At 75.2% G+C, this 11,541-nt stretch carries 12 protein-coding genes; 7 read left to right on the top strand and 5 right to left on the bottom strand.

The window, feature by feature from the left end:
- Positions 1 to 11: 11 nt before the first annotated feature.
- Both HUT16_RS35615 and HUT16_RS35620 read left to right on the top strand, forming a co-directional pair.
- Positions 12 to 2,207 (top strand): glycoside hydrolase N-terminal domain-containing protein, encoded by a 2,196-nt coding sequence (locus HUT16_RS35615; protein ID WP_254898158.1) that lies wholly within the window; start codon positions 12 to 14, stop codon positions 2,205 to 2,207.
- Positions 2,208 to 2,212: 5 nt separating this feature from the next.
- Complete coding sequence (locus tag HUT16_RS35620; protein ID WP_176192126.1) at positions 2,213 to 3,193, top strand: acetylxylan esterase; 981 nt, start codon at positions 2,213 to 2,215, stop codon at positions 3,191 to 3,193.
- Positions 3,194 to 3,220: 27 nt separating this feature from the next.
- On the opposite strand, the gene HUT16_RS35625 is transcribed toward HUT16_RS35620, so the two are convergent.
- The 3 genes from HUT16_RS35625 to HUT16_RS35635 form a co-directional block, all read right to left on the bottom strand.
- Positions 3,221 to 4,696, bottom strand: coding sequence for an MFS transporter (locus HUT16_RS35625; protein ID WP_176192127.1), 1,476 nt, complete (start codon positions 4,694 to 4,696; stop codon positions 3,221 to 3,223).
- A 209-nt stretch (positions 4,697 to 4,905) separates the two neighbouring features.
- Entirely contained in the window at positions 4,906 to 5,424 is a 519-nt protein-coding gene (locus HUT16_RS35630) for a hypothetical protein (RefSeq protein WP_176192128.1), read from the bottom strand.
- A gap of 196 nt (positions 5,425 to 5,620) precedes the next feature.
- Positions 5,621 to 6,304: an MBL fold metallo-hydrolase gene (locus tag HUT16_RS35635; protein ID WP_176192129.1), complete on the bottom strand. Its 684-nt coding sequence runs from the start codon at positions 6,302 to 6,304 to the stop codon at positions 5,621 to 5,623.
- Between the two features lie 129 nt (positions 6,305 to 6,433).
- Between HUT16_RS35635 and HUT16_RS35640 the strand changes: the two genes are divergently transcribed.
- Entirely contained in the window at positions 6,434 to 7,291 is an 858-nt protein-coding gene (locus HUT16_RS35640) for a CHAD domain-containing protein (RefSeq protein WP_176192130.1), read from the top strand.
- Between the two features lie 250 nt (positions 7,292 to 7,541).
- Here the strand turns inward: HUT16_RS35640 and HUT16_RS35645 are convergent, their stop codons facing one another.
- Complete coding sequence (locus tag HUT16_RS35645; protein WP_176192131.1) at positions 7,542 to 8,288, bottom strand: uracil-DNA glycosylase; 747 nt, start codon at positions 8,286 to 8,288, stop codon at positions 7,542 to 7,544.
- 108 nt (positions 8,289 to 8,396) lie between these two features.
- Here HUT16_RS35645 and HUT16_RS35650 point away from each other — a divergent pair, with 108 nt between their 5' ends.
- The 4 genes from HUT16_RS35650 (at position 8,397) to HUT16_RS35665 (ending at position 10,575) form a co-directional block, all read left to right on the top strand.
- Positions 8,397 to 9,335 carry a slipin family protein gene (locus tag HUT16_RS35650; protein ID WP_176192132.1) on the top strand — a complete coding sequence of 313 codons (939 nt, stop codon included), beginning with the start codon at positions 8,397 to 8,399 and terminating at the stop codon, positions 9,333 to 9,335.
- A gap of 108 nt (positions 9,336 to 9,443) precedes the next feature.
- Positions 9,444 to 9,866: a CBS domain-containing protein gene (locus tag HUT16_RS35655; RefSeq protein ID WP_176192133.1), complete on the top strand. Its 423-nt coding sequence runs from the start codon at positions 9,444 to 9,446 to the stop codon at positions 9,864 to 9,866.
- A gap of 36 nt (positions 9,867 to 9,902) precedes the next feature.
- Entirely contained in the window at positions 9,903 to 10,244 is a 342-nt protein-coding gene (locus HUT16_RS35660) for a VOC family protein (RefSeq protein WP_176192134.1), read from the top strand.
- 22 nt (positions 10,245 to 10,266) lie between these two features.
- Entirely contained in the window at positions 10,267 to 10,575 is a 309-nt protein-coding gene (locus HUT16_RS35665; RefSeq protein WP_176192135.1) for a hypothetical protein, read from the top strand.
- A 7-nt stretch (positions 10,576 to 10,582) separates the two neighbouring features.
- Here the strand turns inward: HUT16_RS35665 and HUT16_RS35670 are convergent, their stop codons facing one another.
- Entirely contained in the window at positions 10,583 to 11,524 is a 942-nt protein-coding gene (locus HUT16_RS35670; protein ID WP_176192136.1) for an SGNH/GDSL hydrolase family protein, read from the bottom strand.
- Between the last annotated feature and the right edge of the window lie 17 nt (positions 11,525 to 11,541).

Genomic DNA, 11,541 nt, shown 5'->3' on the forward strand with positions numbered 1-11,541 from the left:
ACGGCCTCCCCGTGAACAGCCCGCGCCGACGCGGCAGTTGGGAACCCGCCCCGGCCGCCCGCTGGGAGGACGCCTTCCTCACCGGCAACGGCACCCACGGTGCCATGGCGCACGGCCGCACCCGGGACGAACTGATCGTGGTCAACCACCACCTGCTGCTGCGCCCCAACGGCGGCGAACAGGCCCTCGCCCCCGACCTGGCAGGGCAGTTGGAGGACCTGCGGGACGCCGTCCTGACCGGCCGCGCCCGGGAGGCCGTCGCCCGGCAGGTCACCGCACCGCTCCAGTGGGTCCGCCCCTTCCACCCCGCCCTCGCCCTCCGGCTACGCCGCCCCGCCACCCCCGTCGGCGGCTACCGGCGCGAAGTCGACCACCGCACCGGCGTCCTGGCCACCCGCTGGGACGGCCGGTACGCCGAAACCTTCGCCTCGCGCGCCGACGACCTGATCGTCCACCGCGAAGTGCGCACCGGCGCCGTCCGGTTGACCCACCACTGGCAACTCGACGGCGCCCCCGAGGAATCGGACGTCCGCACCACCGCCACCGCCGAACCGGGCGGGGCCGTGCTGCGCACCGACGTCCGCTACCCCGGCGGCTCCGGCTACGGCTACACCTGCTGGACGCACGTCCGCGCCACCGGCGGCACCCTGCGCACCGAGGACGCCACCGAGGACGCCGCCGTGCACGCCGAGGGCTGCGCCGAAGTCCTGCTGCTCACCCGGGTCCACCCCTGGGAGGACCCGCCCCCGCCCGCCCTCCCCGACCACCCGTACCCCGACCTGCTGGAACGCCACCTCGCCCGGCACACCCCCGCCTACGACCGCGTCGACCTCGACCTCGGCGCCCCCGAGGAACACCGCGCACTGCCCGGCTCCGCCCTGCTCGCCGACCCGGACACCCACCGACCCGCCCTGCTGGAGCGGCTGTTCGACGCCGGCCGGTACCACCTGCTCAGCTCCGCCGGCGTCCTGCCGCCCCGGCTCACCGGCCTGTGGACCGGCTCCTGGGACACCGCCTGGAGCGGCGCGCTCACCTGCGACGCCAACCTCAACCTCCAGGTCTCCTCCGCCGCCGCGGCCGCCCTCCCCGAAGTCGGCCTCGCCCACGCCGCCTTCGTCGCCCGGCAGCTGGACGACTGGCGGAGCAACGCCCGCCGCCTGTTCGGCCTGCCCGGCCTCGTCGCCCCCGCCCACACCGACGGCCGCTCCGGCCACGCCTACCACTACAGCGAGGACCACCCGCTGCACCTGTGGACCGCCGGTGCCCACTGGCTGCTGCAACCCCTGCTCGACCACGTCGACACCACCGGCGACACCGCCCTCGCCGACACGCTGGTGCGCCCCGCCCTCGCCGAGACCGCCGACTTCTACCGCGCCTTCCTCACCCGCACCGGCCCCGACGGCCGCCTGCTGCTCGTCCCCTCCTACTCGCCCGAGAACACCCCCCTCGGCGCCGACAGCCCGATCAGCGTCAACGCCGCCATGGACCTCGCCGCCGCCCGCCACACCCTCACCGCCACCCGCGACCACCGCACCGCCGACCGGCTGCCCCCCTACCGGGTCAACGCCGACGGCGCCCTGGCCGAATGGGCCTGGCCCGCCGCCCCCGACCACCAGCAGCACCGCCACCTCAGCCACCTGCACCCCGTCTGGCCGCTCGGCGAGATCAACCCGCTCGACACCCCCGGCCTGGCCGCCGCCGCCCGCCGCGCCCTCCACCTGCGCGGCAGCGAGAACCACTCCGCCCACGGCCACCTGCACCGAGCCCTGACCGCCGCCCGCCTCGGCGACGCCGACCTGCTCGGCGAGGCGCTCGACGCCGTCCTGCGCGGCCGCTTCTTCCACCCCTCCCTGATGAGCTCGCACTACCCGGGCCTGGACGTCTACAACGCCGACGCCGCCCACACCCTCCCCGGCGTGCTGATCGAGGCACTCCTGCACTCCACCCCCGAGCGGATCGTCCTGCTCCCCGCCCCGCCCGCCCAACTGCCCCGCGGCACCGTGCGCGGCCTGCGCACCCGCTGCCGCACCACCCTCACCACCCTCGACTGGGACACCGCCCGGGGCCGGGTCGACGCCGTCCTGCTCGCCGACACCGACCGCAGCGTCACCGTCCACCTCGGCACCGACCCCGACCGGCCCCCGCTCCACCTCGATCTGCGCGCCGGACACCCCACCCCCCTGCACCTCGACCCCACCCGGAGCTGAACACCGTGCCGCTCACCGACCTCGACCTCGACGACCTGCGCAGCTACCGCCCCGACCTCACCGCCCCCGCCGACTTCGACGCCTTCTGGGCCGACACCCTCGCCACCGCCCGCGCCGCCGACGGCCCGGTCACCGCGGACCTGCGCACCGACACCCGCCTCACCGCCTTCGACGTGTACGACGTCCGCTTCCCCGGCTGGCGGGGCGAACCCGTCGCCGCCTGGCTGATCCTGCCCCGCCGCACCACCGGACCGCTGCCCGTCGTCGTCAAGTACATCGGCTACAGCGGCGGCCGCGCCCTGCCCGGCGAACACCTGCTGCCGCCCGCCGCCGGCTACGCCCACCTGGTCGTCGACAGCCGCGGCCAGGGCCACGACACGCCCGACCGCGGCGAGGGCGACGGCACCCAGTGGGCCGAGGGCTTCATGACCCGCGGCATCGACTCCCCGGCGAACTACTACTACCGCCGCCTGGTCACCGACTGCGTCCGCGCCCTCGACGCCCTCCCGCGGCTGCCCGGCACCGACCCCGCCCGCGCGGTCGTCTCCGGCGCCAGCCAGGGCGGCGGCCTCGCCCTCGCCGTCGCCGCGCTCGCCCCCGGCCAGGTCGCCGCCCTGCTCAGCGACGTCCCGTTCCTGTGCCACTTCCGGCGCGCCGTGCAGATGGCGGGCGACGGTCCCTACCCCGAGATCGCCCGGTACCTGCGCTGGCACAGCCGGGAGAAGGAGGAGCGGACCTTCGCCACGCTCGACTACTTCGACGGCGTCCACTTCGCCCCCCGGGCCACCGCCCCCGCGCTGTTCAGCGTCGGCCTGATGGACCCGGTCTGCCCGCCCTCCACCGTCTTCGCCGCCTACCACCGCTACGGCGGCCCCGCCGCCATCGAAGTCTGGCGCTTCGCCGACCACGGCGGCGGCTACGGCTCCACCCCCGGCAAGCAGCTCGACTGGCTCGCCGAGCAGGGCCTCGCCCCCGAGACCGGCTGACCCGGGCCCGGGGTCTGCCGGGGGTGGTTAGGCGGGGTGTTCTTCGGTGGTGTGGGAGTCGGTGAGGGTGAGTGCGCCGAGTGCGGTGATGAGGCCGACGGCGGCGGCGAGGACGGTGTAGGTGATGCGTTCGCCGTGGAAGAAGGAGGTGGTGAGGGTGTGGTCCCAGGTGCCGGCGGGCAGTTGGGTGGTGACGAGGGCGGCGATGAGGGTGCCGACGACGGCGGTGCCGATGCTGCTGCCGATTTCCTGGGCGGTGTCGTTGAGGGCGGTGCCGATGGAGGTGCGGTTGTCGGGCATCTTCTCGACCAGGGCGATGGCGCAGATGGTCATGACGGTGCGCAGGCCGATGGTCATCACGACCATGGAGGCGGCGATGGCGGGGTAGCCGTGGTAGACGCCCCAGGCGAGGCCGGCCAGGGCGGTGGCCAGGCAGGCGGCGCCGACCAGGCAGGCGATGCGGTGGCCGTGGCGCTTGGCGAGCCATTCGGACAGCGGGGTGGCGGCGAGCATGGTGACGATGATGGGGAGGTTGGCGAGGCCGGCTTTGACGGGGCTCCAGCCGTAGGCGTACTGGAAGTGCAGGATCAGGCCGAACATGACGGCGGCCATGGCGATGGCGGTGCCCATCTGGGCGATGGCGGCGCCGCGGACGGTGCCGTTGGTGAAGAGTTTCAGGTCGAGCATGGGGGCGCTGGTGCGGCGCTCGTGCCGGATGAAGGCGAGGGCGGCGGTGAGGGCGCCCAGGACGGAGGCGAGGGTGGCGGGGGAGGTCCAGCCGTGGTCGACGCCGCTGGTGAGGCTGTAGCAGGCCAGGCCGATGGCGGCGACGCTGAGGGCGGCGCCGGGCAGGTCGAGGCGGTCGCGGGTGAGGTCTTCGGGGCGGTCGGCGGGGACGCCCAGGCGTACGCCGATGGCGGCGATCAGGGCGATGGGGGCGTTGACGAGCAGCAGCCACTGCCATGCGACGTGGGCGAGGGCGGTGCCGCCGAGCAGGGGGCCCAGGACGAAGCCGGACATGCCGACGACGATCATGACGGTCATGGCGCGCATGCGCAGGGCGGCGTCGTCGAAGAGGCGGAAGACGAGGGAGTTGGTGATGGGGGCCATGGCGGCGGCGGCGATGCCGAGGCCGGCGCGCAGGGCGATGAGCTGTCCGGTGCCGGTGACCAGGGCGACGGCCAGGCTCAGCAGGCCGAATGCGGCCAGGCCGGTGAGCAGGACGCGGCGACGGCCGAGGCGGTCGGCCATCGAGCCGGCGGTCAGCAGCAGGCCGCCGAAGGTCAGCGAGTAGGCGCCGGTGACCCACTGCAGTGCGGTGGTGCCGCTGCCCAGGTCGCGGCCGATGGTGGGCAGGGCGATGGACAGCAGCGTGTTGTCGACCATCTCGACGAAGAAGGCCAGGCAGAGCGCGGCCATCGGGATCCACGCCGCACGCAGCGACGGATAGGTGCGCGGCGCCGCGGCGGCGGCGGCGGGAGTGGTGGTCTCGGTGCCGGTCATGGCGGCCTCCTCTCGGGACGAGTATCAGAACGGATGCCGGGGTGGGCATTGCGGTGGGCGTCGCGGTGCATCGATGCCGTCCGCACTGCCGCCGTGGCGCTGCCGCCCGTCTCCTCAGAGCGTGCGGGAGCGCGCCGACAGGCCGCTGTCATCCCACTGACAGCCCGCCGACAGCCCGCCGACAGCGGGGCGGGCGGTCACCAGGGGCTTCAGAGGTGCACGCCGAAGGCCGGGGCCAGGGGCGAGTACAGGACGAGCAGGCCCAGCAGGACGATGCGCGTCCTGCGCAGCCGCGGCCCGGACGCGGTCAGTGCGGCCGCGAGCGCGAACAGCGCGGCCGAGGTGACCGGCAGCGTCGCCTCCGGGAGCTCCCAGGAGCCCAGGACCCGGCCCAGCCGGGTCACCGCCCAGAAGAGCAGGGCGGCCGCCGCGACGACCCGCCAGGCCGGGCGGACGCCCACCAGCCGCAGCACCAGCCAGCTCATCAGGAGACTGGCCAGCAGGAGCGCCCCGAGGAACAGCAGGGCCGCCCCCAGGCAGCCCCACTGCACCTGGTCGTCGCAGGTGAAGTAGTCGTTCCACGACACGAAGGTCAGGGCGATCCAGAAGAGTCCGACCCCGGCCCCCGCCGCCGCCGCCCGGCCCGCCCGGGACGAGACCACCGCCCGCCACCGGCTCGCCCCCGCCGCTCCCCGAACAGGGCTTCCCTGCACCTCGGTCGAGTCCACCGATCCACGTCCTCTCCGTGCCCCCGCGCGATCCGACGGCAGATTCTGCCGCAAGGGGGAGGGGACGGCATGAGCATCCGTACTCAGCTCCCGACGCGCAGGCGCCGCGGGCCCGTTGCCGAGACGAACGCCGGGAACGCCTGCCGGGCGGTGTGTTCGGCGCGACGTCAGGAGTAGGTGACGGCCTCGCCCCGGGTCAGCACTCCGCCGCGGCCGCGCGCAGGGCCGCCGCCGCGTCCCCCACCAGCGGCGTCCCGTGCCCGAACACCGCGTTCGCGGCGCCCAGCTCCGCCAGCCGGTGCAGCGAGCCGATCGCCCGCGCCCGGTCGGTGTTGAACACGCCCAGCATCGCCCGCCCCACGTTGGCCACCGCGTCACCCGTGAACAGCAGGTCCGGGCCCGGCAGGTGCAGCGCCAGCGAACCGTCCGTGTGCCCCGGCACCCCCACCACCCGGGCCCCGCCGCCGAACGGCAGCACGTCCCCGTCCACCACCTCGACGTCCACCGGGCACGGCGGCGCGGGCGGCAGCTCCGGCACCGAGGCCCGGATCGGACGCTCGAACTCCTCCAGCACCGGCGGCGCCCCCACCGCCTCGCCCCGGATCACCGGCGCCTCCGCCCGGTGCGCCACCACCGGCACGCCCCCGTACCGCGCCGCCAGGCGGGCCGCGCCGCCGGTGTGGTCCTCGTGCCAGTGGGTCAGCACGATCCGCGCCAACTCCCCGCCCGGCACCGACTCCACCAGCGTCGCGACCCGATCCTCGAAACCCACCGGCCCGCTGTCCACCAGCGTCAACTCCCGGCCGTCCGACCACAGGTAGGCCGCACCGACCGGGAGGACCAGCATCCGCAGACCGGGCAGCACCTCGATGACATCCATGCCGACCAGTCTGCGCACCCGCCCCGCCCGCCGCCCCCCGTTTAGCCGACGGCAGACGCCCGGCGCGCCGCACCGCCCGGGGCGTTCGTGACCGTCCTACCCTTGGACGGCACGGAAGGAGGTGACGACGTGGCCCACCGGACCGACGGCAGCGCGGGTGACGCCATCGCCGCGCGCCTGCGCACCCAGACCGCCGAACTCGCCGCCCTCGAACCCGACGTCCGGGCCGACCGGCCCGACGCCGTCCACCGGATGCGCGTCGCCGCCCGCCGCCTGCGCAGCGCCCTGCGCACCCACCGGCGCCACCTGCGCGGCGACCACACCGCCACCGAGAACGAACTGCGCCGGCTCGGCCGCGCCCTCGGACCGGCCCGCGACACCGAGGTGCTCGGCGCCCGCCTGCTCGCCCAGGCCCGCGAACTGCCCCCCGGCACCGACCGCGAACGCGTCCGCGCCGAACTCGCCGCCTGGCACGCCCGCGAGACCCGGGACGCCCGTACCCGCGTCCTCGCCGCCCTCGACGACCGGCGCTTCCGCCGCCTGCTCGCCACCCTCACCGCACTCGCCGCCGACCCGCCCCTCAACTCCCGCGCCGCGCGGCCCTACGGGCCCGAACTCACCCGCACCCTGCGCCGCGAACACCGCCGCACCGCGGAACGGCTCGCCGTCGCCCGCAGCACCCCCGACGGCCCCGCCCGCGAACGCGCCCTGCACGACGCCCGCAAGGCCGCCAAGCGCGCCCGCTACGCCGGCGAGGCCGCCGGCCGCCCCGCCCGCTCCTTCACCCGCCGGATGAAAGCCCTCCAGAACGTCCTCGGCCGCCACCAGGACGCCGTCGTCGCCCGCGACACCCTGCGCACCCTCTCCGACGGCGGCTTCGGCTACGGCGTCCTCTACGGCCGGCAGACCGCCGAACTCGGCTTCGCCCGCGAGCTGCTGCCGCAGGTCTGGGAGCAGGCCGCCCGCCGCCCGAAGAAGCTGCGCTGAGGGAGAGCCAGGGCCCCGGGGAGCATGCACCACCAGGGGCCCGGGGAGCATGCACCACCAGGGGCCCGGGGAACGGCGGGGCCGTGCTGCTGGCGGTCGGAGCCCATCGGAGTGTCCGTGCTGCTGCGTGCCGTAACAGGAACCAGAAGCAGATGCGCGCCACGGCAGTGCACCGTCAGCAGCCCCGGGCTCGCCGTTCCCCGAGCCCCTGGCGGGGCTCTCCCGAGCCCCTGATCGGTTCCGTGTCGGCTTACAGCCCGGCGGTCGTGGCCGCCTCGCGGAGGAGCTCGTCGACCATCGCCGGGGTGAGGCGGCCGGTGTAGGTGTTGCGGGGGCTGACGTGGAAGCAGCCGAAGAGGTGCAGCTCGGGGCCGCCGTCGGCGGCCGGGAGGACGGCGTGGGCGCCGTGGCCGAAGACCGGTTTGGGGCGGGGCACCTGCCAGCCCGCGGCGGCGAGGACGGGCAGGACGGCCTGCCAGGCGAAGCCGCCGAGGGCGACCACGGCGCGGACGGTGGGGCGGAGCTCCTCGAACTCGCGGACGATCCAGGGCCGGCAGGTGTCGCGTTCGGCGTTGGTCGGCTTGTTCTCCGGCGGGGCGCACCGCACCGGATCGGTGATCCGGACGCCGCGCAGCCGCAGGCCGTCGCCGCGCCAGGTCGACTCCGGCCGGTTCGCGAGGCCGAGCCGGTGCAGCGAGGCGTACAGCAGGTCGCCGGAGGGGTCGCCGGTGAAGATCCGGCCGGTGCGGTTGCCGCCGTGCGCGGCCGGGGCGAGGCCGACCAGCACCAGCCGGGCGTCGTGCGGCCCGAAGCCGGGGATCGGCCGCGCCCAGTACTCCTGCTCCCGGAACGCCCGTCGCTTGACCAGCGCGGTCTCTTCGCGCCAGGCCACCAGCCGCGGGCAGGCCCGGCAGTGGACCACCAGCTCGTCCAGCTCGGCGATGCTCGCGGTCTGCGGGGCGAGGACGGCGGGGGAGGGCTCGGCGGGCGGTTCCATGGGCGGAATCCTACGGTCGGCGACCGGCCCGGGACGGGAGGCGGCGGAGTAGCGTGGAGGTACGGGTCCGGGCGCGGTCCGGGCGCCGATCGGGTCGAGGTGACGGCGATGGTCGTGGTCGGCGCGTTGATCGCGCTGCTGGTGGTGCTGGCGGTGTACGCCGGCCTGAGCGTGCGGCTGGTCCAGCAGACGCAGCGCGGGGTGGTGTTCCGGTTCGGCCGGGTGCTGGACGAGGTGCGCGGCCCGGGGCTGGCCCGGATCCGGCCGGTGGCGGACCGGCTGCGGCGGGTGAACGTGCAGACCGTCACGATGCCGATCCCCGGGCAGGAGGGCATCACCCGGGACAACGTGACCGTCCGGGTGGACGCGGTGGTGTACTTCAAGGTGGTCGACCCGGTGAAGGCGATCGTCGACGTCCAGGACTACGGCTTCGCGATGTCGCAGGTCGCGCAGACCTCGCTGCGCTCGATCATCGGCAAGAGCGAGCTGGACGACCTGCTGGCCAACCGGGAGCCGATCAACCAGGGGCTCGAACTGATGCTGGACAGCCCGGCGCTGGACTGGGGCATCCAGATCGACCGGGTCGAGATCAAGGACGTGGCGCTGCCCGAGTCGATGAAGCGCTCGATGGCCCGGCAGGCCGAGGCCGACCGGGAGCGGCGGGCCCGGATCATCACCGCGGACGGCGAGTTCCAGGCGTCCGCGCGGCTCTCGGAGGCCGCCAAGGTGATGTCCGCGACACCGGCCGCGCTCCAACTGCGGCTGCTGCAGACCGTGGTGGAGGTCGCCGCGGAGAAGAACTCCACCCTGGTGCTGCCGTTCCCGGTGGAACTGCTGCGCTTCCTGGAGAGCTCCACCCAGCGCGCCTCCGCCCAGGCCGCCGAGGCCGCGCAGGTGGTTGAGGCGATCCGCCCGGACGGCGCCGTCGAGGACCGGGAGGTCGAGGACCGGGGCGTCGAACAGCTGGAGCTCCCGGAGGTCGCCACCGACCTCGAACCCACCGACGGGGCGGGGCCGTTGCGGGTCGCACCGCCGCACGCGGCCTGACCGCCCGCCCCCAGCGGTGGCGCCCCGCCCAGCCCCGGGGCGAGCATGGAGGGAACGGACGCACCGTGCACGGAGCGCCGTGCGCCAGCCACCCCGGGAGGTCCGGCCATGACGACCGCGAAAGAGATCATGCACCCCGGAGCGGAGTGCGTCACCGGCGAGCAGACGCTCGCCGAGGCCGCCCGGCTCATGCGCGACCGGGGCGTCGGCGCGCTGCCGATCTGCGGCGAGAAGCAGCAGTTGCTGGGCATCCTCACCGACCGCGACATCGTCCTCAAGTGCGTCGCCGAGGGGCGCGACCCCGCCGCCGTGCGCTGCGTCGAACTCGCCCTCGGACGCCCGACGGTGATCGAGGAGGACGAGGAGGCGGACCTCGTCCTGGAGGCCATGGAGGAGCACCGGGTGCGCCGCCTACCGGTGATCAACCACCCCGAGCACGAGCTGGTCGGCATGATCAGCGAGGCCGACATCGCCCGCCACCTCTCGCAGGAGCGGCTCGCCGAGTTCGTCACCGCCGTCACCGCCCGCTGACCCCGCCGCCGACCGGTCGGGGGAGGAGGGTTGACCGTGTCGACCGAAGGCATCGAGGCCGTGTTCCTGACCACCCACAGCTGGGGGCGGGCGGCCGGGTTCTTCCAGTCGCTGGGCTACCGGCTGGACTTCGAGGCCGACCACGCCTCGGGGCAGCTGCGCAACGGCGACGGGCCGTACCTGTTCATCGCCGAGGTCCCGGAGAGCGAGCAGCCGCGGACCGGGATCGTCCTCCGGGTGCCGGACGCCGACGCCTACCGGCCCGGCCCCGGCGTCGAGCTGCTCACCCCGTTCGAGGACACCCACTACGGGACGCGGGAGGCGACCGTCCGCGACCCCGACGGCCGCGAGTGGACCCTGCAGGCACCCGCGAAGTGACGGGAGGGGCGACGCGAAGGGCGTGAACGGAACGGGCCCGACCGATCCGGCGGAGCCCGACGACACGGCGGTGCGGACGGCACTGTGGCGCGCCCTGCACCTGGACGCCGACCGGCCGGGCCTGCGCACCAGCACCGAGGGCGCGAGCCGGGCCGGCACCCCGTTCCGGAGCCTCTACGCCCCCGAACGGATGCCGGCGCTCGCCCGGGAGAGCGGCTTCCGGCAGGCTCGGCACCTGCCCGGCCGGGCCCTCGCCGAGCGCTGGTTCACCGGCCGCCCGGACGGCCTGCGGCCCTCCACCGGCGAGGACTTCCTGCTCGCCGCCACCTGACCGTCCGTCAGTTCAGGTAGCACTTGGGCAGCTTGGCCAGGAACGCGTCCGCGATCACCTGGTAGCCGGCGTCGTTGGCGTGGATGTCACCGCGCGCCATGTTGGTCCACTGCAGGATCCGGGCCACGTTCAGCGGCACCTGCTGGTCGCCCAGCGGCACCGTGGGCTCGAAGGACCCGGTGGCGAAGGCGCCCGCGACGTCGGCCGTCGGGACGTGGTGGCGGGCGTCCACGCCCTCGATCGCGTCGTTCAGCGAACCGCTCAACCGCACCGAGGCGGTGGCCAGTTCCCGGCCCTGCTCGCCGGTCACCCAGGCGGCCAGGAAGGGGTCGTACAGGTTCATCCCGACGATCCGGGTGCGCGGGCCGGCCGCCGCCCGCAGCTCGCCCAGGATCCGGTCCAGCCCGGTGCGGACCTGCTCGATGCCGTTCACCGCGCACGGCAGGTCCAGCGAGCCGCCGGAGGCGCAGCGCTGCACGTCGTTGGCGCCGATGTCGATGGTCACCAGCACCTCGTCCTTCCGGTGCGCCTTCAAGTAGGAGACGGCCGCCGCCAGTTGGGAGCCGGTGAAGGAGTGCGGGTACGGGCAGCCGCCGTCCGCCATGGTGCCGGTGGTCTCGCCCGGGCAGCCCAGGTCGGTGAACTCGAAGGGCCGGTGGCCCCGGGCGGCCCGCGACCCCAGCGTCCGGGCCAGGTCCTGCGCGTAGCCCCGGCCCACCACGTGCCCGCCGTCCGGCGTCGACTGGTAGCCCGCCGCCAGCGAGTCGCCCAGCGCCAGGTAGTACGCGGTGCGCCCCCGGTCGTCGGGCCTGCCGTGCCCGCCCGGCCCGTGCCCGCCCGGTCCGTGCGCCGCGTCCTGTGCCGCGGCGGGGACGGCGCCCGCGGCGGCGAGCGCCAGGGCGGTGAGAGCGGCGGCGACGAGCGTGCGGCGGCGCGCGATCGGGCGCACGGAACCTCCAGGCGGCG

This window comes from Kitasatospora sp. NA04385, assembly GCF_013364235.1.
Lineage (GTDB): Bacteria > Actinomycetota > Actinomycetes > Streptomycetales > Streptomycetaceae > Kitasatospora.

Excerpts from the sequence above, each read along its gene's own strand:
- HUT16_RS35635 (WP_176192129.1), bottom strand. The coding sequence starts at position 6,304 with ATGGATGTCATCGAGGTGCTGCCCGGTCTGCGGATGCTGGTCCTCCCG.
- HUT16_RS35650 (WP_176192132.1), top strand. The coding sequence starts at position 8,397 with ATGGTCGTGGTCGGCGCGTTGATCGCGCTGCTGGTGGTGCTGGCGGTG.
- HUT16_RS35645 (WP_176192131.1), bottom strand. The coding sequence starts at position 8,288 with ATGGAACCGCCCGCCGAGCCCTCCCCCGCCGTCCTCGCCCCGCAGACC.
- HUT16_RS35655 (WP_176192133.1), top strand. The coding sequence starts at position 9,444 with ATGACGACCGCGAAAGAGATCATGCACCCCGGAGCGGAGTGCGTCACC.
- HUT16_RS35625 (WP_176192127.1), bottom strand. The coding sequence starts at position 4,696 with ATGACCGGCACCGAGACCACCACTCCCGCCGCCGCCGCCGCGGCGCCG.